This is a genomic window from Enterobacter sp. E12, assembly GCF_014596715.2.
Taxonomy (GTDB): domain Bacteria; phylum Pseudomonadota; class Gammaproteobacteria; order Enterobacterales; family Enterobacteriaceae; genus Enterobacter; species Enterobacter bugandensis.
On record NZ_CP115601.1, the window covers coordinates 3,229,703 to 3,253,551 of the forward strand.

At 57.0% G+C, this 23,849-nt stretch carries 15 protein-coding genes; 9 read left to right on the plus strand and 6 right to left on the minus strand.

What is annotated here, in order from left to right:
* Positions 1-616 precede the first annotated feature (616 nt).
* A complete protein-coding gene (gene rcsD / locus IB212_RS15350; RefSeq protein ID WP_041908967.1) occupies positions 617-3,289 on the plus strand; it encodes a phosphotransferase RcsD in 2,673 nt (890 codons plus the stop codon).
* A 16-nt stretch (positions 3,290-3,305) separates the two neighbouring features.
* Positions 3,306-3,956 (plus strand): response regulator transcription factor RcsB, encoded by a 651-nt coding sequence (rcsB, locus tag IB212_RS15355; protein WP_006176468.1) that lies wholly within the window; start codon positions 3,306-3,308, stop codon positions 3,954-3,956.
* A gap of 101 nt (positions 3,957-4,057) precedes the next feature.
* Here the strand turns inward: rcsB and IB212_RS15360 are convergent, their stop codons facing one another.
* From IB212_RS15360 to gyrA, 3 genes are all read right to left on the minus strand, one after another.
* On the minus strand, positions 4,058-5,212 hold the full coding sequence (locus IB212_RS15360; protein ID WP_081752977.1) for an IS481 family transposase: 1,155 nt from the start codon (positions 5,210-5,212) through the stop codon (positions 4,058-4,060).
* A gap of 122 nt (positions 5,213-5,334) precedes the next feature.
* On the minus strand, positions 5,335-8,181 hold the full coding sequence (gene rcsC, locus IB212_RS15365; protein WP_041908965.1) for a two-component system sensor histidine kinase RcsC: 2,847 nt from the start codon (positions 8,179-8,181) through the stop codon (positions 5,335-5,337).
* 134 nt (positions 8,182-8,315) lie between these two features.
* Positions 8,316-10,952, minus strand: coding sequence for a DNA topoisomerase (ATP-hydrolyzing) subunit A (gyrA, locus tag IB212_RS15370; protein WP_028013903.1), 2,637 nt, complete (start codon positions 10,950-10,952; stop codon positions 8,316-8,318).
* Positions 10,953-11,098: 146 nt separating this feature from the next.
* Between gyrA and ubiG the strand changes: the two genes are divergently transcribed.
* The 4 genes from ubiG to yfaE all read left to right on the plus strand — a co-directional run bounded on the left by ubiG (position 11,099) and on the right by yfaE (position 15,894).
* A complete protein-coding gene (ubiG, locus tag IB212_RS15375) occupies positions 11,099-11,827 on the plus strand; it encodes a bifunctional 2-polyprenyl-6-hydroxyphenol methylase/3-demethylubiquinol 3-O-methyltransferase UbiG (RefSeq protein ID WP_020690665.1) in 729 nt (242 codons plus the stop codon).
* Between the two features lie 347 nt (positions 11,828-12,174).
* The gene (gene nrdA, locus IB212_RS15380; RefSeq protein ID WP_188245882.1) at positions 12,175-14,460 is read left to right on the plus strand and encodes a class 1a ribonucleoside-diphosphate reductase subunit alpha; all 2,286 of its coding nucleotides are present in this window, start codon (positions 12,175-12,177) and stop codon (positions 14,458-14,460) included.
* Between the two features lie 49 nt (positions 14,461-14,509).
* Positions 14,510-15,640: a class Ia ribonucleoside-diphosphate reductase subunit beta gene (nrdB, locus tag IB212_RS15385; RefSeq protein ID WP_041908962.1), complete on the plus strand. Its 1,131-nt coding sequence runs from the start codon at positions 14,510-14,512 to the stop codon at positions 15,638-15,640.
* Entirely contained in the window at positions 15,640-15,894 is a 255-nt protein-coding gene (gene yfaE / locus IB212_RS15390; RefSeq protein WP_047367977.1) for a class I ribonucleotide reductase maintenance protein YfaE, read from the plus strand. The genes nrdB and yfaE overlap by 1 nt, the downstream gene beginning before the upstream one ends.
* 23 nt (positions 15,895-15,917) lie before the next feature.
* Here yfaE and glpQ read toward each other — a convergent pair whose 3' ends face one another.
* On the minus strand, positions 15,918-16,970 hold the full coding sequence (gene glpQ, locus IB212_RS15395; RefSeq protein ID WP_188245883.1) for a glycerophosphodiester phosphodiesterase: 1,053 nt from the start codon (positions 16,968-16,970) through the stop codon (positions 15,918-15,920).
* A gap of 11 nt (positions 16,971-16,981) precedes the next feature.
* Positions 16,982-18,334: a glycerol-3-phosphate transporter gene (gene glpT / locus IB212_RS15400; RefSeq protein WP_188245884.1), complete on the minus strand. Its 1,353-nt coding sequence runs from the start codon at positions 18,332-18,334 to the stop codon at positions 16,982-16,984.
* Between the two features lie 250 nt (positions 18,335-18,584).
* Between glpT and glpA the strand changes: the two genes are divergently transcribed.
* The 3 genes from glpA to glpC are packed head-to-tail and all read left to right on the plus strand — an operon-like array spanning position 18,585 to position 22,607.
* Positions 18,585-20,213, plus strand: a complete 1,629-nt coding sequence (gene glpA / locus IB212_RS15405) for an anaerobic glycerol-3-phosphate dehydrogenase subunit A (protein ID WP_028013909.1) — start codon at positions 18,585-18,587, stop codon at positions 20,211-20,213.
* Positions 20,203-21,420, plus strand: a complete 1,218-nt coding sequence (gene glpB, locus IB212_RS15410; RefSeq protein ID WP_041908958.1) for a glycerol-3-phosphate dehydrogenase subunit GlpB — start codon at positions 20,203-20,205, stop codon at positions 21,418-21,420. The genes glpA and glpB overlap by 11 nt, the downstream gene beginning before the upstream one ends.
* Complete coding sequence (gene glpC / locus IB212_RS15415; protein ID WP_041908957.1) at positions 21,417-22,607, plus strand: anaerobic glycerol-3-phosphate dehydrogenase subunit GlpC; 1,191 nt, start codon at positions 21,417-21,419, stop codon at positions 22,605-22,607. The genes glpB and glpC overlap by 4 nt, the downstream gene beginning before the upstream one ends.
* Positions 22,608-22,640: 33 nt before the next feature.
* Here the strand turns inward: glpC and IB212_RS15420 are convergent, their stop codons facing one another.
* The gene (locus IB212_RS15420) at positions 22,641-23,840 is read right to left on the minus strand and encodes a nicotinamide mononucleotide deamidase-related protein YfaY (RefSeq protein WP_041908955.1); all 1,200 of its coding nucleotides are present in this window, start codon (positions 23,838-23,840) and stop codon (positions 22,641-22,643) included.
* Between the last annotated feature and the right edge of the window lie 9 nt (positions 23,841-23,849).

Consider the following 23,849-nt stretch of genomic DNA (forward strand, 5'->3'; position numbering starts at 1 on the left):
TGAAGATGTTTCATTTATCCATCAACATGTTTCAAAATGTAAATGAAAAGGAACTTTTACAAAGCACAAAAAGCTTAGAAATTTAGCACTTATAATCAAAACGAAAAATGACCCAATACATATCAAAGAGTTAAAATAAAAAACGTTACCGCACTGAATGACAAAACAAGATCGACTCCAGTCTCTAAAATAACTCTCGCTATCATCATTAACTTTATTTATTACCGTCATTCAGCTTTGAATGTCTGTTTATCCCTAATTCAACCGGATGCATCGCATTCGGTTTTTTTTTACCCTTCTTTACGTAACTTTTCCTTTTTTGTGCTACCGCCGCGTAATTGTAACGACTATTAACTAAATTCACGCTCGCCCCTGTGCATAATGGGAAAATTCGCTCAAAACTTAATTTCTTGTTAATTCGTGCTATTTTCTGACGAAATGCATTTTTTATTTGTACATACATTATGTTCTTGTACACATTTAAGACGTCCTTTCTCTCTCGCACGGGCCATCGAAAAAGTCGCTTGTTCAAGGACAGTGGCGCTGGAAATTCAGTTATTACCCTTTATACTGCCCTATCGCCACAGAGCACGACCATCACGGGTTAAAGATATCAATGAGTCAGACTGAAACTACCGCCCAAAGCAAATTCTCCCTTCTGCCCGGGAGCATCACCCGTTTCTTTCTTCTTTTGATCGTGGTGCTGTTAGTCACAATGGGCGTGATGGTGCAGAGCGCGGTTAACGCCTGGCTGAAGGATAAGAGCTATCAGGTGGTGGATATTACCCACGCCGTACACAAGCGTATTGATACCTGGCGCTACGCCACCTGGCAGATTTACGACAACATTGCGGCAGCGCCTGCCAGCTCATCCGGAGATGGGCTTCAGGAGACGCGGCTTAAGCAGGATGTCTACTATCTCGAAAAACCGCAGCGTAAGACTGAAGCGCTTATCTTTGGCTCTCACGACAGCGCGACCCTTGAGATGACGCAGCGTATTTCGACCTACCTGGATACCCTCTGGGGCGCCGAAACGGTGCCGTGGTCGATGTACTATCTGAACGGTCAGGACAACAGCATGATCCTGATCTCGACGCTGCCGTTGAAAGATCTCTCTTCCGGATTTAAAGAGACGACGGTCGGCAGCATTGTCGACTCCCGCCGGGCAGAAATGCTGCAGCAGGCCAATGCCCTTGATGAACGTGAGAGCTTCTCATCGCTGCGCCGATTGGCCTGGCAGAATGGTCACTATTTTACCCTGCGTACCACCTTTAACCAGCCGGGTCATCTGGCGACGGTCGTGGCCTTCGATTTACCCATTAATGATTTGATCCCGCCGGATATGCCGCTCGACAGCTTCCGTCTGGAGCCTGACAGCAGCACCCAGAACATGCGTGCGGCGTCCGACAAAGAGGCCGCAGAGAGCGTCACCATCTCCTTTAACGGCTCGAAAATTGAAATTGCCTCGTCGCTGAACTCAACCGGCATGCGTCTGGTGTGGCAGGTACCGTTCGGCACGCTGCTGCTTGATACCCTGCAAAATATTCTGCTGCCGCTGCTGCTGAATATTGGTCTGCTGGCGCTGGCCCTGTTTGGCTACAGCACCTTCCGCTTCCAGCCGGGACGCCAGAGCGACGCGTCTGCGGTCTCCGCGGGCAATACCAACGAGCTGCGCGTATTGCGCGCGCTCAATGAAGAGATTGTCTCCGTGCTGCCGCTAGGGGTGTTAGTTCACGATCAGGAAGCGAATCGCACGGTGATGAGCAATAAAATTGCTGATCATCTGCTGCCGCACCTTAATCTGCAGAACATCACCACTATGGCGGATCAGCACCAGGGGGTTATTCAGGCCACGATTAATAATGAACTTTACGAGATCCGTCAGTTCCGCAGCCAGGTGGCACCGCGTACGCAAATCTTCATCATTCGCGATCAGGATCGCGAAGTGCTGGTGAATAAAAAGCTCAAGCAGGCGCAAAGGCTGTATGAGAAGAACCAGCAGGGGCGCGCGGCATTCATGCAGAATATTGGCGATGCCTTCAAGCAGCCGTTAAAAACGCTGGCGACCCAGGCGGCAGCGTTAAACACGTCTGAAAGCCACCAGCTCGCCTGCCAGGCCGACTCGCTGGTCCGCATGGTGGATGAGATCCAGCTGGCAAACATGCTGGAGAATGATTTCTGGAAAGGCACCCCTTCTCTCTTCTCCATTCAGGATCTGATCGATGAAGTGGTTCCGGAAGTCCTGCCCGTCATTAAGCGCAAAGGGCTGCAGCTGCTAATCAACAACCATTTACCCGCCAATGACGAACGTCACGGCGACCGCGAGGCGCTGCGTCGTATTCTGCTGATGATTATTCAGTACGCCGTGACCACCACGCAGATCGGCAAGATCACCCTTGAAGTGAGCACCGACGAGTCGGCGGAAGATCGCCTGACGTTCCGCATTCTGGACACCGGGGAAGGCGTGACGGCGAGTGAAATTGATAATCTGCACTTCCCGTTCCTGAATGACACGCAAAGCGATCATTACGGCAAGGCTAACGCCCTGACCTTCTGGCTGTGCGATCAGCTGGCGCGTAAGCTCGGCGGCCATCTGAATATCAAGGCCCGTGAATCACTGGGTACGCGTTACTCTCTGCACGTGAAAATGGCCGCCAATCCGCAGGAAGAAGATGAAGAACGCCTGCTGGATGACGTCGTGGTGATGGTGGATGTGACCTCAAACGAGATCCGCAATATTGTGGTTCGTCAGCTCGAAAACTGGGGCGCGGCCTGCATCACGCCGGATGAAAGGCTGGCAAGTCAAGAATTTGATCTGTTTTTAACTGATAATCCGTCTAATCTTACTGCCTCGGGCTTGCTTTTAAGCGATGATGAGTCAGGCGTGCGGAAAATCGGCCCTGGCCAGCTGCGCGTCAACTTTAATATAAGCAATGCGATGCAGGAAGCTGTACTACAACTAATAGAAGAGCAGCTGGCGCAGGAAGAGATAACGGAATCCCCGTTAGGCGGTAATGAAAATGCCGAGCTTCACGCCAGCGGATACTATTCCCTCTTTGTTGATACAGTACCAGATGATGTGAAGCGGTTGTATACTGAGTCCGCTGCGAATGATTTTGCAGCGCTGGCACAGACAGCACACCGGCTTAAAGGGGTGTTTGCCATGCTTAATCTGGTTCCCGGCAAGCAGTTATGTGAAACGCTGGAACATCTAATTCGTGAGAAAGATGCCTCTGGCATTGAAAAATACATCAGCGACATTGACGCCTACGTCAAAAGCTTGCTGTAGCAAGGTAGCCTTATACATGAACAATATGAACGTAATTATTGCCGATGACCATCCGATTGTACTGTTCGGTATTCGCAAATCACTTGAACAGATCGAGTGGGTGAATGTAGTCGGTGAATTTGAAGACTCTACAGCACTGATCAATAACCTCCCAAAGCTTGATGCGCACGTGCTCATTACCGATCTCTCTATGCCTGGAGACAAATACGGTGATGGGATCACGCTCATCAAATATATTAAACGTCACTTCCCGGACATCTCGATTATTGTTCTGACCATGAACAACAACCCGGCGATCCTGAGCGCCGTGCTGGATCTGGACATCGAAGGGATTGTGTTGAAGCAAGGCGCCCCGACCGATCTGCCAAAAGCGCTGGCTGCGCTGCAGAAAGGCAAGAAGTTCACGCCTGAGAGCGTCTCTCGTCTGCTGGAAAAAATCAGCGCGGGTGGCTACGGTGACAAACGCCTGTCGCCGAAAGAGAGCGAAGTTCTGCGCCTGTTCGCCGAAGGTTTCCTGGTGACCGAGATTGCCAAGAAGCTGAACCGCAGCATTAAAACCATCAGCAGCCAGAAAAAATCAGCAATGATGAAGCTGGGCGTGGACAACGATATTGCCCTGCTGAACTATCTCTCCTCCGTTACGCTGAGCGCATCGGATAAGGATTGATCCCAGGCGGGTGTGCGGCCTGATGCCCTCACCCCGCCCCTCTCCCACTGTACAGTCCGGGGACATGGTAGACAGGTGTTCGGGGACATGGTGAACACTTTTTAACATCCTTTACCCATGGTGATCGACTTTTTCTTCAGGTCGATCACCCCCACTTTCGTGCTGTACCACCACACTTCATAGCAGCCGTCATCCTGTGTCTCCCTCAGCCCGACCCGTTCTCCCCTGAACGCCTTGCCTGCGCTCAGACTGACACCCTGTATGCTCAGCTTTCCGCTGACATCCACTTTCCTGACCTTCACCCCTTCATCGTATTCAGGTGGCGTTACGCTGCCGCTGTACTGCCGGGCAGACGGCTGATAACGCGAGGCCGGTACCGCCATATCCAGCGCCTCGTGCGGGCGTTCAAGGTTGTACACCGTGCGCCAGTGGTCGAAGGCGCGCTGCAGCTCACCGCTGTCCGCGAACCATTTTCCCTGCAGCACTTCCGCCTTCAGGCTGCGGTGAAAACGCTCCAGCTTGCCCTGCGTCTGCGGATGATAAGGCCGGGAGTGCCCCACCCGGATACCGTGGCGCATCAGCCACAGCTCCAGCACTGTCCAGGTGCCGGTGGTGTCGCCCCACGGTGAGCCGTTGTCCATCGTCATCCGGTCCGGCAGGCCGTAGCGTTCAAACACGCTGACCAGCTGCTGCTGCACGGTCTCGCGCCGTTCATCGGTACAGTGCGCCAGGCACAGGGAAAAACGGGAGTGGTCGTCCAGCAGGGTGAGCGGATGGCAGCGGCCACCGCCATAGGGAAAGTGGCCCTTAAAATCCATCTGCCAGAGCCGGTTCGGCGCGTCATGTTCGAAGCGTCCCGTAGCCGGAACGCCCGGTGATGCGCCCGGCAGCAGACCGTGACGGGCCATCAGATTATGGACGGTGCTGAAGGCGGGCATACGGTGCCCCTGGTCTTCGAGCCAGCGCTTAATCTTGCGTGCGCCCCAGCGTTGATGACGGTCATGCGCCATGCGCAGCAGGGCCGTGATGTCGTCAGATGAGCGGTTCGGGGAATGATGAGGTGCGCGGGAGCGGTCCTGAAGACCGGAGGCACCTTCCTCAGCCCAGCGCTGAAGCCACTTGTAGCCGGTGGCAGGAGAAATGCCGAACTGACGGCAGAGGGAACGGATGTTCGCCCCGTCCTGCGAGGCGAACAAAACAAACTCGGTACGTAATGACATGGTATCTCTCGCATCCCAGGGCATAAGCGACTCCATAGACGGGTTCTTATGCCTTAGTTGTAAGTGTCTACCATGTCCCCGAACAAGTGTTCACTATGTCCCCGGACCGTACACCCACAGGGAGAGGGTGAAAAGTAAAAGGCCCTTACGGGCCTTTTTTATATTCTGGTTTTTCTCACGCGATCCGCATAAACAGACAGCGTTTGTTTGAGCACGTCCAGCGTCACCGGTTTCGACAGGCAGCTGTCCATGCCCGACTCCAGACAGCGCTGTTTCTCTTCCGCCAGCGCGTTCGCCGTCACGCCCACGACAGGCAGCGTCAGGCCAAGCTGTCGGATGCGCTGCGTCAGCCGGTAGCCGTCCATGTTAGGCATGTTGACGTCGCTCAGCACGATATCAATATGATTTTTACTCAGCACATTCAGCGCATCCACGCCGTCATTGGCGGTTTTGCACTGATAGCCCAGCGATCCGAGCTGGTCAGCCAGCAGGCGGCGGTTAATCGGATGGTCATCCACCACCAGAATCATCATATCGTCATTCACTGACGCCAGACCTTCCGGTGACGGCAGCGCGACTGCACCGTCGTTCTCTTCCAGCTCGACTTTATAGATACGGGCCAGCAGGCTCAACAGCTCATGCGGCGTTGCGACGCTGTGCACCCATTCCCCCGGCGCACGTTCAACCGGTATGCCAATGTGGCGACGGCAGAAGAGCACCGTTCCTCTCCCCTGCCACGGCTGTTCCGGCATCTCGTCGGCGATGAGCACATCGTCCACGTCCGGCGTCTGGCCTTCATAGCGACAGACCCTCACGCCGCTATGGGCGAGCAGCGCCGTCAGATAGTCATTCAGCGAGGCATTATTGACCGACAGCCAGCAGCGCTTATCGTTCAGCCCATCAACCGTGGCTTTTGCCGGATACTGCGCGGAATAGAGCGGAATGCGAATGGTGAACTGGCTGCCCATGCCGGGCTCGGTATCCACGGAAATGTCGCCGTCCATCATGCTGACGAGCTTCTCGCAAATCGCCAGCCCCAGACCGGTGCCCTGGAAGTTACGCTGCACGCCGGTGCCGACCTGGAAGAACGGATCGAACAGACGCACCACCTCTTTGGCCGGTATGCCCACCCCCGTGTCGCGCACGCGGATGCTGAGGTAATCTCCCGCCCGGCAGACGTGTAGCACAATGCAGCCGATATCGGTGAATTTGATGGCATTGCTGAGCAGGTTAGAGATGACCTGCTGCAGGCGCATCGGGTCGCCGTGCAGCGTCAGCGGCACGTCCGGTTCAATGAAGCAGTAGAGCCCCAGCTGTTTACGCACCACCAGCGGCAGATAGTTGGCGCTGATGTGGTTCATGACCTCACGAGGCGAAAACTCACGCGGCTCGATTTTCAGCTGCTCAGACTCAATTTTAGAGAAGTCGAGAATATCGCTGATGATCTTCAGCAGCAGGCTGGAGGAGTTGTTCATGGCCGTTACCAGCCGGTCGACGCCTTTCGGCAATTCCTTCGTCTGCAGCAGATCGAGGTTACCGATAATCCCGTACAGCGGCGTACGCAGCTCGTGGCTGACCGTAGCCAGGAACATGGATTTCGACTGGCTGGCCTGCTCCGCCGCCTGCGCCATCTCCTGCAGCGACTCTTCCATCTTCACGCGCGCGGAGACATCCACCAGCACGCAAATCGCTACGTTTTCATTGCGATAGCGGGAATGAACAAAGCTGATCTGCAGGTTAGTGTGGGTGCTGGTGAGCACGTCGACAAAGTTCACCTGCTGGCCGCAGATGATTTGCGTCAGCCTTTGCCGGTCCTCGTGCGTCAGCATGTTCAGGTAGTTGTGCGCCAGCTCGTTACTCAGGATGTTGGTCCCGTCCTGGGTACGAAGAATGCAGATCCCCACCGGAGCCGAGGCGACAATTTTGCGGTTGAACTGCTCGTGCTCCTCCAGACGCTGGGCGTCACTTTCGGCGGGAATAAAGATTCTCCGCTCATACATGCGCGCCAGCGTAAACAGCGCCCCGCCCACCAGCAGGTTCAGCAGGATCGCATTCATAATAAGAATGCGTATCCGCTCAAGGACCATATCCACCGGCAGCGAGTAAACAATGCTCAGCGACGATGGCGGCAGGCTTTTTTTCAGCACCAGCTCGCGGAAGCCGGAGGTGTAGCCAAACCATGAGCGTTCCTGCATCCAGTGCGGATCGACGTTCAAACTTTTATCCGGCCCGGCGAGTGAGATCAGCTGATGCCCGTTTTCATCCAGAATGGTCACGCCCATCGGCAGGCTGCCCGGCGTGAAGAAGTTTTCCATGCGGATGGTCTGTTCAATCCCCTGCAGCGCCTGCAGACGATTGCCCAGGTAGACCGGCGTCAGCGCGTAGAAATAGCCCACGCCCATGCGCGGCCCCTGGCTAATCCAGAAGATGTTGTTCCCGCGCTCGTCCTGCGGCGCATTGCGATATTTCACAATACGCTCGTGCAGGCTTTTCAGCGCATCATCACGCTCGACGGGCACATCGCGCAGGCCAAAGTCAGCCATGCAGAGGTTTTCACTGCCAATCAGGAATACGCGGTTAAGGTCGTAGGCGGCGGAGAAGTTGTCGCGCCAGTAGCGCATAAACCAGGCGAGGGATTCCAGCGACCCGCGCCAGGTGCTGCTCATGGTGGAGCAATCGGAGTCCGGGAACAGCGGCTGGAAGTCCGGTACTTCGGTTTTGTCATTGCGCCCGCGCAGGGCAAGGATACCGTTTTCTGCCGTCAGCCGATTTTCGGCAATATACTTCAGCTCCTTCATCACGTCAGACGTTCGCTGAATGTAGCGCTGGGCCTGATCGGAGCTTAAATTAAACTCCTGGCGGATCTCCGCTTCTTTCTGGTTCAGCGCATTGACGATGTAAAACACCGACAGCAAGGCCACCAGCAGCCAAAGCAGGAGCGCCAGCGCCCGGAACAGATAGCGAGAAACTTTCAGCGTGGTACGAAAGGAGACGAGGTATTTCAAAGGGGCGAGGCTCCGCCGTCGGGGTCAAAAGAATGTGGTTAAGGTAGCGGTAAACGCGGCTTGTCGCAACGTTCACGTATCTGCATCTGCAAAAGAAAAGGGCCGGAATCCGGCCCTTTATGCGTCAGAAGAGATTACTCGTCAGCGTCATCCGCTGCGTCGTCGTCGCTCTCTGCTTCCGGTGCGATTTCATCATCACCTTCCGCGACGCTGCCGTCGATGGAATCGAGCTCTTCGTCGTCCACCGGCTCAGCAACGCGCTGCAGACCGACCACGTTTTCATCTTCCGCCGTACGGATGAGGATAACGCCCTGGGTGTTACGGCCCACCACGCTGATCTCGGATACGCGCGTACGCACCAGCGTACCGGCATCGGTGATCATCATGATCTGGTCGGCATCGTCCACCTGCACCGCGCCCACAACGGAACCGTTGCGCTCGGTAACCTTGATGGAGATAACGCCCTGCGTGCCGCGTGACTTGGTCGGGTATTCGCTTTCCGCCGTACGTTTACCGTAGCCGTTCTGGGTGACAGTCAGGATTGCGCCTTCGCCACGTGGAACGATAAGGGAAACAACGGAGTCTTCACCCGCCAGCTTAATACCGCGCACGCCGGTCGCCGTACGACCCATTGCGCGCACGGCGTTCTCTTTGAAGCGCACCACTTTACCGGCCGCAGAGAACAGCATCACTTCATCAGAACCAGAGGTAAGATCCACACCGATCAGCTCGTCGCCTTCGTTCAGGTTTACCGCGATAATCCCGGCGGAACGTGGGCGGCTGAACTCGGTCAGCGCGGTTTTCTTCACGGTACCGCTGGCGGTCGCCATAAAGACGTTCACGCCCTCTTCGTACTCGCGTACCGGCAGGATGGCGGTGATACGTTCGTTCGCTTCCAGCGGCAGCAGGTTGACGATTGGACGTCCACGCGCACCGCGGCTCGCTTCCGGCAGCTGATAGACCTTCATCCAGTACAGACGGCCACGGCTGGAGAAGCAGAGGATCGTATCGTGGGTGTTAGCCACCAGCAGACGGTCAATGAAGTCTTCTTCTTTAATACGTGCCGCAGATTTACCTTTACCGCCACGACGCTGTGCTTCGTAGTCGGTCAACGGCTGATACTTCACGTAGCCCTGGTGAGACAGGGTCACTACCACGTCTTCGCGGTTGATCAGATCTTCAATGTTGATATCAGAGCTGTTGGCGGTGATTTCGGTACGACGCTCGTCGCCGAACTGATCGCGGACCAGCTCAAGCTCTTCGCGGATCACTTCCATCAGGCGCTCGGCGCTACCCAGGATGTGCAGCAGCTCAGCAATTTGCTCCAGCAGCTCTTTGTACTCGTCGAGCAGTTTTTCATGCTCAAGGCCGGTCAGCTTCTGCAGGCGCAGATCCAGAATCGCCTGGGCCTGCTGTTCAGTCAGGTAGTACTGACCGTCACGCACGCCGAATTCAGGCTCGAGCCACTCAGGACGCGCAGCGTCATCGCCCGCACGTTCCAGCATCGCCGCCACGTTGCCCAGATCCCACGGACGCGCAACCAGCGAGGCTTTCGCTTCTGCCGGCGTCGGCGCACGGCGGATCAGCTCGATGATCGGGTCGATGTTCGCCAGCGCAACCGCCAGTGCTTCAAGGATATGAGCGCGATCGCGCGCTTTGCGCAGTTCGAAGATGGTACGACGGGTCACCACTTCGCGGCGGTGACGCACGAACGCGCTCAGGATCTCTTTCAGGTTCATGATCTTCGGCTGACCATGGTGCAGCGCAACCATGTTGATACCGAAGGAGACCTGAAGCTGAGTCTGGGAGTACAGGTTGTTCAGCACAACCTCACCCACCGCGTCGCGCTTGATTTCAATCACGATGCGCATACCGTCTTTGTCAGACTCGTCACGCAGCGCGCTGATGCCTTCAACGCGTTTTTCTTTTACAAGCTCGGCGATTTTTTCAATCAGACGCGCTTTGTTCACCTGATACGGGATCTCGTGAACAATGATAGTTTCACGGCCGGTTTTGGCGTCCGCTTCCACTTCGGCGCGGGCACGGATGTAAATCTTGCCGCGACCGGTGCGGTACGCTTCTTCAATGCCGCGACGACCGTTGATGATCGCCGCCGTCGGGAAGTCCGGGCCCGGGATGTGTTCCATCAGCCCTTCAATGCTGATGTCTTCATCGTCGATATAGGCCAGGCAGCCGTTGATCACTTCCGTGATGTTGTGCGGCGGAATGTTGGTCGCCATACCCACGGCGATACCGGACGAGCCGTTCACCAGCAGGTTAGGGATCTTCGTTGGCATAACGTCAGGAATTTTTTCCGTGCCGTCGTAGTTATCAACGAAATCAACCGTCTCTTTTTCCAGGTCGGCCATCAGCTCATGGGCAATCTTCGCCAGACGGATTTCCGTATAACGCATTGCCGCGGCGGAGTCGCCGTCGATAGAACCAAAGTTACCCTGACCATCTACCAGCATGTAACGCAGCGAGAATGGCTGCGCCATACGGACAATGGTGTCGTACACCGCGGAATCACCATGGGGATGGTATTTACCGATTACGTCACCAACGACACGGGCAGATTTTTTGTAGGCTTTATTCCAGTCATTGCCCAATACGTTCATGGCGTATAGTACGCGACGGTGTACCGGCTTCAGGCCATCGCGGACGTCCGGCAGCGCACGGCCAACAATGACCGACATCGCATAGTCCAGATAGGAGCTTTTCAGCTCTTCCTCGATGTTAACCGGTGTAATTTCTCTCGCAAGGTCGCTCATCTAACCGCTATCCCTCTACTGTATCCCGGATTCAAAGGTCGCAAATTATAACACAGCCGCGGTGATACAGGTAAACCTATACGCTTTATTCACAGGGATTGCCTGATATACTCATTTGTCTTGCTAAATAAGGAGTAAAAGCGCCCATGAATGCCGAAAAATCCCCGGTGGCTCACAACGTTGACCACGAAGAGATTGCCAAATTTGAAGCGGTGGCGTCCCGCTGGTGGGATCTCGAAGGTGAGTTCAAACCTCTGCATCGTATTAACCCGCTGCGTCTGGGCTATATCGCGGAGCGTTCCGGCGGTCTGTTCGGTAAGAAAGTGCTCGACGTCGGCTGCGGCGGCGGCATCCTGGCGGAGAGCATGGCGCGCGAAGGGGCCACCGTCACCGGCCTGGACATGGGCTTCGAGCCTCTACAGGTTGCCCGTCTTCATGCGCTGGAGTCCGGTATACAGGTGGAATATGTGCAGGAAACCGTGGAAGAGCACGCGGCAAAACATGCCCACCAGTACGATGTGGTGACCTGCATGGAGATGCTGGAGCACGTTCCGGATCCGCAGTCCGTGGTAAACGCCTGTGCAAAACTGGTGAAGCCGGGCGGCCAGGTCTTCTTCTCGACAATCAACCGCAACGGAAAAGCCTGGCTGATGGCCGTGGTCGGCGCAGAATATGTGCTGCGCATGGTGCCGAAAGGGACGCACGACGTGAAGAAGTTTATCAAGCCTGCCGAACTGCTGGGCTGGGTTGACCAGACGTGGCTTAAGGAGCAGCACATCACGGGCCTGCACTACAACCCGCTAACGGATAAATTCAAACTTGCCCCGGGCGTGGATGTTAACTATATGTTGCATACAACCGCCAAAAACGACTAACGTCATCCATTATTCTTATAATGATTGCGCGACATCATGTTGCGCAATTCTGACCTCCCGTTGAAGAAATCAGCACTCGATCAAATTTTGAATTTTTTTTCTAAATTATTGACATCTCTTCCAGGCCTTACGGTACGAGGACTTACGCTTTTTTACCCTTTCACAACCTCAATTTAACCTCAAAATCAACCCTTGTGCTGAAAAGATTCGATACTAGAATACTCACCATATAGCGTTTTTCTTATCGCAAACCCCCTATATGTAGTATTTATCCACAGAGTTAGTCACAAGACGGATCTGTGGATAAGCGGGGGATATTTTTTATTTCACGGACAGGTAAAACCCACATGAATCAGAGTCTGCTGGTGACAAAGCGCGACGGTACTACCGAGCGTATCAATCTGGACAAAATCCATCGAGTTCTCGACTGGGCAGCAGAAGGACTGAATAACGTATCTATATCCCAGGTTGAACTGCGTTCTCACATTCAGTTCTACGACGGCATCAAAACGTCTGATATCCACGAAACCATTATCAAAGCAGCGGCGGATCTGATCTCCCGCGACGCACCGGATTATCAGTACCTCGCTGCGCGTCTGGCGATTTTCCACCTGCGTAAGAAAGCCTACGGCCAGTTCGAGCCGCCGAAGCTTTACGATCACGTGGTGAAAATGGTTGAGCTGGGCAAATACGACACGCATCTGCTGGAAGACTATACGGAAGAAGAGTTCGAGAAGATGAACGGGTTTATCGATCACTGGCGCGACATGAACTTCTCCTACGCGGCGGTGAAGCAGCTCGAAGGCAAATACCTGGTTCAGAACCGTGTGACCGGTGAGATCTACGAAAGCGCCCAGTTCCTCTATATTCTGGTGGCTGCCTGCCTGTTCTCAAACTACCCGCGCGACACCCGTCTGGACTACGTGAAGCGTTTCTACGATGCGGTATCGACGTTCAAAATTTCTCTGCCAACGCCGATCATGTCTGGCGTGCGCACCCCTACCCGTCAGTTCAGCTCTTGCGTACTGATCGAGTGTGGTGACAGCCTGGATTCCATCAATGCCACCTCCAGCGCCATCGTGAAATACGTCTCCCAGCGTGCCGGTATCGGCATCAACGCTGGTCGCATCCGCGCGCTGGGCAGCCCGATTCGCGGCGGTGAAGCGTTCCACACCGGCTGTATCCCGTTCTACAAGCACTTCCAGACGGCGGTAAAATCCTGCTCTCAGGGCGGCGTGCGCGGCGGCGCAGCGACCCTGTTCTACCCAATGTGGCACCTGGAAGTGGAAAGCCTGCTGGTACTGAAAAACAACCGCGGCGTGGAAGGCAACCGCGTGCGTCACATGGACTACGGCGTGCAGATCAACAAGCTGATGTACACCCGTCTGCTGAAAGGGGAAGACATCACCCTGTTCAGCCCGTCCGACGTCCCGGGCCTGTACGACGCGTTCTTCGCCGATCAGGACGAGTTCGAGCGTCTGTACACCAAATATGAAAAAGACGACAGCATCCGTAAACAGCGCCTGAAGGCGGTAGACCTGTTCTCCCTGATGATGCAGGAGCGCGCCTCTACCGGCCGTATCTACATCCAGAACGTTGACCACTGCAACACCCACAGCCCGTTTGATCCGGCGGTTGCGCCAGTGCGCCAGTCTAACCTGTGCCTGGAGATCGCCCTGCCAACCAAACCGCTGGAAGACGTGAACGACGAAAACGGCGAAATCGCCCTGTGTACGCTCTCCGCGTTCAACCTGGGTGCGATTAAGAGCCTGGACGAGCTGGAAGAGCTGGCCGTGCTGGCGGTACGTGCGCTGGATGCCCTGCTGGACTACCAGGATTACCCAATCCCGGCCGCTAAACGCGGCGCAATGGGCCGTCGTACCCTGGGTATCGGCGTGATCAACTTCGCCTACTGGCTGGCGAAAAACGGCAAGCGTTACTCCGACGGCAGCGCTAACAACCTGACGCACCAGACGTTCGAAGCGATTCAGTACTATCTGATGAAAGCCTCTAACGAGCTGGCGAAAGAGCAAGGCGCGTGCCCGTGGTTCAACGAAACCACCTATGCAAAAGGCATTCTGCCGATCGACACCTATAAGAAAGACCTGGATGCGATCGTCAGCGAGCCGCTGCACCTGGACTGGGAAGGCCTGCGCGAGTCCATCAAAACGCACGGCCTGCGTAACTCCACGCTCTCTGCCCTGATGCCGTCCGAGACCTCTTCGCAGATCTCCAACGCTACCAACGGCATCGAGCCACCGCGCGGCCACGTCAGCATTAAAGCGTCGAAAGACGGCGTGCTGCGTCAGGTGGTGCCGGATTACGAAACGCTGGGCAACAACTACGAGCTGCTGTGGGAGATGCCAAACAACGACGGTTACCTGCAGCTGGTGGGTATCATGCAGAAGTTTATCGACCAGTCGATCTCTGCCAATACTAACTACGACCCGACGCGCTTCCCGTCCGGCAAGGTACCGATGCAGCAGCTGTTGAAAGACCTGCTGACCGCCTACAAATTTGGCGTGAAAACGCTGTACTATCACAACACCCGTGACGGTGCAGAAGACGCGCAGGACGACCTGGTACCGTCAATTCAGGACGATGGCTGCGAAAGCGGCGCATGTAAGATCTAATGAAGGGCGGGGATATCCCCGCCTTTATTTCGTAAGACAGGACACACTCATGGCATATACCACCTTTTCACAGACGAAAAACGACCAGCTCAAAGAGCCAATGTTCTTCGGCCAGCCGGTCAACGTGGCACGCTACGATCAGCAAAAATATGACATCTTCGAAAAGCTGATTGAAAAGCAACTCTCCTTCTTCTGGCGTCCGGAAGAAGTTGACGTTTCCCGCGACCGTATTGATTACCAGTCGCTGCCGGATCACGAAAAGCATATCTTCATCAGCAATCTGAAGTACCAGACGCTGCTGGACTCCATTCAGGGCCGCAGCCCGAACGTGGCGCTGTTGCCGCTGATCTCGATTCCTGAGCTGGAAACCTGGGTGGAAACCTGGGCGTTCTCCGAGACGATCCACTCCCGCTCTTATACCCACATCATCCGCAACATCGTGAACGATCCGGCGGTGGTGTTTGACGATATCGTCACTAACGAGCAGATCCAGAAGCGCGCGGAAGGCATTGCGCACTACTACGACGAGCTGATCGAGATGACCAGCTACTGGCATCTGCTGGGCGAAGGCACCCACAGCGTGAACGGCAAAACCGTTACCGTGAACCTGCGCGCGCTGAAAAAGCAGCTGTACCTCTGCCTGATGAGCGTAAACGCCCTGGAAGCGATCCGCTTCTACGTGAGCTTCGCCTGCTCCTTCGCCTTTGCCGAGCGCAAGCTGATGGAAGGCAACGCCAAAATCATCCGTCTGATCGCTCGTGACGAAGCCCTGCACCTGACCGGCACCCAGCACATGCTGAACCTGCTGCGCAGCGGTACGGACGACCCGGAGATGGCGGAAATCGCCGAAGAGTGCAAGCAGGAGTGCTACGACCTGTTCGTGCTGGCGGCTCAGCAGGAGAAAGAGTGGGCTGACTACCTGTTCCGCGACGGCTCCATGATTGGCCTGAACAAAGATATTCTGTGCCAGTACGTCGAGTACATCACCAACATCCGCATGCAGGCGGTTGGTCTGGACCTGCCGTTCCAGACGCGCTCTAACCCGATTCCGTGGATCAATACCTGGCTGGTATCCGATAACGTGCAGGTTGCGCCGCAGGAAGTGGAAGTGAGCTCTTATCTGGTCGGTCAGATTGATTCTGAAGTCAACACCGACGACCTGAGCGACTTCCAGCTCTGATGACGCGCGTAACGCTGAGCCTTTCTGGCACCGAAGTGCTGTGCCAGGATGAGCACCCTTCCCTTCTGGTGGCGCTTGAAGCGCATCAGGTGGAGGTAGAGTACCAGTGTCGTGAAGGCTATTGCGGCTCCTGCCGCTGCCGTCTGGTCGCAGGCCAGGTGGACTGGCTGACCGAACCGCTGGCCTTTATCAGTGAAGGGGAAATTTTGCCCTGCTGCTGCCGGGCAAAAGGCGATATTGAGATCGAGATGTAAAAAAGGGCCTTACGGCCCTTTTTCTATTTTAAGAACGTCACCGCTTTATCCGGGAAATCCGTAAACAGCCCGTCCACGTCCGCCTGCTTATACAACACCTCGTAAAGCTGATTCACATCGGTGGCATATGGCGGCAGCTGGTCGGCACGCACCGTGTACGGATGCACCTGCATCTTGCTGGCGTGCGCCTCTTTCACCATCGCCGTCAGCTTCACGTGGCCAGGCGTTGAGCCTTCCGCCACCAGCATGTGATAATCCGGCCCGATGCCGTCAGCGTACTGCGCAATCTGCTTCATCGCGCCCGGCTTGAACATCCAGTCGTAGCTGTAGTTCACCCACTTCCCGTCCGGCTTTTTCTCCTGGGTTTCATTCCAGTCGGTGTAGGCAATCAGCTGCACCAGATTGAGATCCATCCCCATCTTCGGCTCCAGCTCGGTTTTGATGCGCTTCAACTCGGCGGCGTCAAAACACTGCAGGTAAACTTTGTCCTTCTTGCTGGTGTAGCCGTACTGTTTCAGCACCTCCAGCGTCTTCGCGGCAATGTCCTTCCCTTCCTGATGGTGGAACCACGGCGCTTTGATTTCCGGGTAGATACCGATGTTTTTCCCGGTGGAGTGGTTCAGCCCCTGAACAAACTCAATCTCTTCCTGGAAGGTATGGATCCGGAAGTCAGATTTGCCCATCGGGAAGCGTCCCGGGTAGACCTGCACCTTCTTGCCGTTTTCAATCTCAAAGCCTTCGGTAAACTTCAGAGAGCGAATTTCATCCAGGGTAAAGTCGATGGCGTAGTAACGACCGTCTTTGCGCGCGCGGTCCGGGAAACGCTCCGCCACGTCCGTGACGCGGTCAAGATAGTGGTCATGCAGGACGACCAGCTGGTCGTCCTTCGTCATCACCAGATCCTGCTCCAGATAATCCGCGCCTTGGGCATAGGCCATCGCTTTCGCCGGCAGCGTATGCTCCGGCAGATAGCCGCTGGCACCGCGGTGGGCAATAACGATTTTATCCGCCGCCAGGGCAGAGCCTGTCATCAGGCCTGCCAGCAGCAGGCCGGTGGTTAATGGAGTTAATTTCATCGCAATGCTCCTTATTGACGACGCGCCAGCACTTCCGCGTGGTGACGTTTCTCGCCGATCATCACAACAACCAGCAGCAGAACCGCCAGCACGCTGCCGCCGATCATCACCATAAAGCCGCCGTCCCAGCCGAAGAAGTCAACGGTGTAGCCCACGATAGCGCTCGCCGCGACGGAACCGCCGAGGTAGCCAAACAGACCGGTAAAGCCTGCCGCCGTGCCCGCCGCTTTTTTCGGCGCCAGCTCCAGCGCGTGCAGACCGATCAGCATCACCGGACCGTAGATCAGGAAGCCGATAACGATCATACAGGCCATGTCTACTGATGGGTTACCCGGCGGGTTAAGCCAGTAAACGACAGTCGCGATGGTCACCAGGGTCATAAAGAACACGCCCGTTGCGCCGCGGTTGCCTTTAAACACTTTGTCCGACATCCAGCCGCAAATCAGCGTGCCCGGGATCCCGGCGTATTCATACAGGAAGTACGCCCAGGAGGATTTATCCAGCGCGAAGTGCTTCACCTCTTTCAGGTAGGTCGGGGACCAGTCGAGGATGCCGTAGCGCAGCAGGTATACGAACACGTTCGCCACCGCGATGTACCACAGCAGCTTGTTCGGCAGCACGTACTTCATGAAGATCTGTTTCGCGGTCAGCTCTTCTTCGTGCTTCTCGGTGTAGTCATCCGGATAGTCGTTTTTGTACTCTTCGATTGGCGGCAGCCCGCAGGACTGCGGCGTGTCGCGCATCAGGGCGAAGGCAATAATCGCCACCAGAATAGCACCAAAGGCAGGCATGTAGAGCGCCGCGTGCCAGTCGTTGAACCAGGCCATCCCCAGCAGGAACAGCAGAGGTGGAAGCCCGCCCCCGACGTTATGCGCGCAGTTCCACACCGACACAATGCCGCCACGCTCCTTCTGCGACCACCAGTGCACCATGGTACGTCCGCACGGCGGCCACCCCATCCCCTGGAACCAGCCGCAGAGGAACAGCAGCACGAACATGATGGCAATGCTGGACGTCGCCCACGGCACAAAGCCCATGAACAGCATGACCGCTGCCGCGAGGATCAGACCGGCGGGCAGGAACACGCGCGGATTCGAGCGGTCCGACACAGAACCCATGATGAATTTAGAAAAACCGTAGGCGATGGAGATCCCCGACAGCGCGAAGCCCAGGTCGCCGCGAGAGAAGCCCTGCTCCACCAGATACGGCATGGCGAGCGCAAAGTTTTTACGTACAAGATAGTACGCCGCATACCCGAAGAAGATCCCGAGGAAGATTTGCCAACGCAGACGGCGGTAGAGAGGATCGATCTCTGCCTCTGGCAGTCGCGCCCGATGCGGCGCAGGTTTGAAGATACTGAGCATAACAGCCTCCGTGGCCTTTCAAAAAATGACCAGGCATCTCGCGCCTGGTTACAGAGGCGGGGATGTTAAAAAAACATGCGGTTTGTTACTGTGAATCAACGCACAGATTGTTACAGAAATATGACAGAATGCGCAAAAAAGCGCATGAAATCACGTTTCAGTTTCGAATTTCGCGCGTTTATGTTCGAAATCAAACAAACCACACGTTCTATGTGGCTAAATGCTAAAAAACGAACATAGAGGAAAGGCAATGACAATTCACGATCCACGCTACAGCGATGTGATTATCATTGGCGGTGGCGCAACCGGCGCCGGCATCGCACGCGACTGCGCCCTTCGCGGCTTAAGCGTCACGCTTCTGGAGCGCCACGATATCGCCACCGGCGCGACGGGGCGTAACCACGGCCTGCTGCACAGCGGCGCGCGGTATGCGGTCACCGACGGTGAATCCGCGCGCGAATGTATCGCTGAAAACCAGATCCTCAAGCGTATCGCCCGACACTGCATAGAGCCGACCGACGGTCTCTTTATTACCCTTCCCGAAGATGACCTCGCCTTTCAGTCAACCTTCATAACCGCCTGTACTGCAGCGGGCATTCAGGCTGAGGCTATGGATCCGGCGCTGGCCCGGCGGCTGGAGCCGTCGGTGAACCCGACGCTGATCGGCGCGGTGAAGGTGCCTGACGGCACCGTCGATCCGTTCCGCCTGACCGCCGCCAACATGCTGGACGCCCGCGAGCATGGCGCGCGCATTCTGACCGGACATGAAGTGACCGGGCTTATCCGCGAGGGTCATCGCATCTGCGGCGTGCGGGTGTTTGATACGCAGTACAACGAGCACAGCGAGCTGCACGCCGCCGTAGTGGTCAACGCGGCGGGGATCTGGGGCCAGCGCATCGCGGAATACGCCGACTTATCCATCCGCATGTTCCCGGCCAAAGGTTCGCTGCTGATCCTTGACCACCGCATCAATAACCACGTCATCAACCGCTGCCGCAAACCGTCTGACGCCGACATTCTGGTGCCGGGCGACACCATTTCGCTCATCGGTACGACGTCAACGCACGTTGACTACAGCGACATTGACGTCAACCGGGTCACCGCCGAAGAAGTGGATATTCTGCTGCGCGAAGGGGAAAAGCTGGCGCCGGTGATGGCGCAGACGCGTATCCTGCGCGCCTACGCGGGCGTGCGTCCCCTTGTCGCCAGCGATAACGATCCGAGCGGACGTAACGTCAGCCGGGGCATCGTGCTGCTCGATCACGCCGAGCGCGACGGCATGGACGGGTTTATCACCATTACCGGCGGCAAGCTGATGACCTACCGGCTGATGGCCGAGTGGGCGACCGATGCCGTCTGCCGCAAGCTCGGAAATACCGAACCGTGCGTTACCGCAGAACAGCCGCTGCCGGGATCGCGCCAGTCTACCGAAAAAACGCTGCAAAAAATCATCTCCCTGCCCGCGCCGCTGCGCGGTTCGGCCATCTACCGCCACGGCGACAGAACGCCGCAGTGGCTCGGTGAAGGACGACTGAGCCGCAGCCTGGTGTGCGAGTGCGAAGCCGTTACCGCAGGCGAAGTGCAGTACGCGGTAGAGAACCTGACAGTCAACAGCCTGTTGGATCTCCGCCGCCGCACCCGCGTCGGAATGGGGACCTGTCAGGGCGAACTGTGCGCCTGTCGTGCCGCCGGGCTGCTGCAGCGTTTTCATACCACCACCGCCACCCAGTCGCTCGATCAGCTCAGCGCGTTTTTGAACGAGCGCTGGAAAGGCATTCAGCCTGTCGCCTGGGGTGATGCCCTGCGCGAAAGCGAATTTACCCGCTGGGTCTATCAGGGGCTTTGCGGCCTGGAGAAGGAGCAACACGATGAAATTTGATACCGCAATCGTCGGCGGCGGGCTGGCAGGCTTGCTCTGCGGCATCAAACTCACGAAGCAGGGGCTGCGCTGCGCCATTATCACCCGCGGCCAGAGCGCCCTGCACTTCTCGTCGGGATCGCTGGATCTGGTGGACGAAGCGTACCGCGACAGGCTGCCGCCGGAGCACCCCTATCACCTGGTTGGCGCGCAGCATATTGACCGCTTTGCGCTGGAAGCCGAAGCGCTGCTGGCGGGCTGCGGCGCGCGTCTGAAGGGAAGCGCCAGGCAAAATCACCAGCGCATCACGCCGCTCGGCACTCTGCGCTCCGCGTGGCTCAGCCCGGAGGAAGTCCCCGTGGCCCCCGTCAGCGCGGGACGAGTGCGGGTGGTGGGTATTAGCGGCTTTCTGGATTTTCAACCCCATCTCGCGGCGGCCTCGCTCTGTCGCCAGGGCATCAACGCCGACACGGCAGAAATAGAGCTGCCCGAGCTGGATATCCTGCGCGATAACCCGAGCGAGTTTCGCGCGGTGAATATCGCCCGTTTTCTGGATAACGAGGAGAAATGGCCGCTGCTGTATGAGGCGCTCAGGCCGCTCGGTGAAACCTGCGATGCCCTGATAATGCCCGCCTGCTTTGGTTTAAACGACAACCGGCTCTGGCGCTGGCTCTCGGATCGTCTGCCCTGCACGCTCGGTTTGCTGCCGACGCTTCCGCCTTCCGTACCCGGCATTCGTCTGCACACCCAGCTTCAGCGCCAGTTTGTTGCGCAGGGCGGCGTATGGATGGCGGGTGATGAGGTGAAAAAAATCACCCTGACCGACGGCGCGGTGAGAGAAATCTGGACGCGCAACCACGAGGATATTCCGCTTCGCGCCCGCTATACGGTGCTGGCGAGCGGGAGCTTCTTCAGCAACGGGCTGCTGAGCAGCCGGGAGGGCATCCGGGAAGCGATTATGGGGCTGGATGTGCGGCAAACCGCTTCCCGCGCGGACTGGTATCAGTGTGATTTCTTCACGCCGCAGCCCTGGCAGCAGTTTGGCGTAATTGTCGATAACCGGCTACATCCGCAGCTTTCCGGTATGCCCGTCGGTAATCTTTTTGCCATCGGCTCGCTGCTGGGCGGATACGATCCGATCCCCCAGGGATGCGGCGGCGGGGTTTGCGCCGTCACGGCGCTGTATGTAGCCGAGCAGATTATCCAGCGCGTGGAGGCTGAACAATGAACGACACCCGTTTCGAAAGCTGCATTAAATGCACGGTCTGTACCACCGTCTGCCCGGTCAGCGGCGTGAACCCGCGCTACCCTGGGCCAAAGCAGGCCGGGCCGGACGGCGAGCGCCTGCGCCTGAAGGACGGCAGGCTGTACGACGAGGCGCTGAAATACTGCATCAACTGCAAGCGCTGCGAGGTCGCCTGCCCGTCGGACGTGAAAATCGGCGACATCATCCAGCGCGCCCGGGCGCGCTACAGCACGCAAAAGCCGTCACTGCGCGATGCGATCCTGAGCCATACCGATCTGATGGGCAGCGTCTCCACTCCGTTTGCCCCGCTGGTGAATGCCGCAACCTCACTCAAGCCGGTGCGTCAGCTGCTGGATGCCACGCTTAAAATAGACCATCACCGCAGCCTGCCAAAATATTCTCACGGCACCTTCCGTCGCTGGTATAAGACCGTCGCGGAGCAGCAGGCGCAGTACGACGATCGGGTAGCCTTTTTCCACGGCTGCTATGTGAACTACAACCACCCGCAGCTGGGAAAAGACCTGCTGAAGGTGCTCAACGCCATGGGAACCGGCGTACAGCTGCTTAGCAAAGAGAAGTGCTGCGGCGTGCCGCTGATTGCCAACGGGTTTACCGATAAAGCGCGCAGGCAGGCCAAAAGCAACGTCACCTCCCTGCGCGAAGCGATTGTCGATAAAGGCATGCCGGTGCTGGCGACGTCGTCCACCTGCACCTTCACCCTGCGCGATGAGTATCCGCACCTGCTGGACGTGGATAACGCCGGACTGCGCGAGCACATCGAGCTGGCGACGCGCTTCCTCTGGCGCAAGCTGGACAGCGGGCAGACGTTGCCGCTGGGAACATTGCCGCTGAAGGTGGTCTATCACACCCCGTGTCATATGGAGAAAATGGGCTGGTCGCTCTATACGCTGGAGCTGCTGCGGTTAATTCCGGGGCTGGAGCTGACGGTGCTGGATTCGCGCTGCTGCGGCATCGCAGGCACCTACGGCTTTAAGCGTGAAAACTACGAAACCTCGCAGGCAATTGGCGCCCCGCTGTTCCGCCAGATTGAAGAGAGCGGCGCGGATATCGTGGTGACGGACTGCGAAACCTGTAAATGGCAGATTGAGATGTCCACCAGCAAGCGCTGCGAACATCCGATTACCCTGCTGGCGAAAGCGCTGGGCTGAACGTTGCCGGGGCGAAAGGCCCCGGCACAGGCATTACTCAACGAACAGCGACTCGACAACGTTAATCCAGCCGTGCTCGCTGGCGACCTCTTTGCCGTTGAGCCAGCGGCGCAGCATATTCAGCGCCATCATGGCGCACACCTCCTGACGCACCGCCAGGCTGTGGCGGGTGATGCTCATTTTTACCCGCAGCGCCCAGGTGCCTTCCGGCGTCGCCAGCGCGAAGTTGAGGTAATCCTCATCCAGCCCGCCGACAAACAGCGCCAGACCGGCAAAATGCTTCACCCTTCTTTCGGAAGCCCAGCGGGCGGTTTGCGCCAGGGTCTCCTGCTGAAACGGCACCACTTCGCTGGCAAGCAGCGGCGCGTTGACGCGCGACAATTGCAGCGCCAGCAGGCCACCGGTGAACTGCTCGCTTAAGGTCACGCTGAGCTGGCGAGTCTGCAGATGTTTTGCAATCTGCTCAGGCAACCCTTCCGTCCCTTCAAAAATAAGGCTTTCGCCCGCCACGCGCTGCACCTCAGGCCACAGGGCCAGCATCGCCTCTTTCTGCGTGGCCGGTCCTGTTAATTTGAGTTCAATGATCGGCATAGAGGAGCGATAGCCCATGGAGACGCCCGGCGGCAGCGGAAGGTGGTCAAGGCTCTGGGCCAGATCGCTTTCCGAGCGGCCAAAGGTGGTCAGGCGCAGGCACAGCGGAGGTTCAGGCAGAGTAAAACGCTGGCGAAGGCGCGGCAGGATCTGCTGCTCGACCATCACCTTAAATTCGGAAGGCACGCCCGGCGTGAAGAACATCAGGCAGCGGTTCAGCTGCATGGCAAACCCGCATGCGGTACCGACCGGGTTATCAACCAGCTCTGCGCTGGCGGGAATTTCAGCCTGTTTACGGTTGCTGGGGGCCATTACGCGGCCACGTTCGGAGAAGAAGCGTTCCATCTGCGAAAGCCACGCCTCGTGCAGCACTAGCCCTTCGCCTTTTGCGGTCGCGGCGGCCAGCGCGCTGAGATCGTCACCGGTGGGGCCGAGCCCGCCGTTCACGATCAGCACGTCGCACTGTTCACTGCGCTCGCGCAGAACAGCGACCAGTGACTCCAGATTGTCGCCCACGGTATTGCGGCGCGTTAACGGTAATCCTTGCTCAAAGAAAAGATCGGCAAGCCAGGCAGCATTGGTATCAATAATCTGTCCGTGCAGCACTTCGTCGCCGGTGGATAACATCTCCACGTTAATCATTGTGTTCTC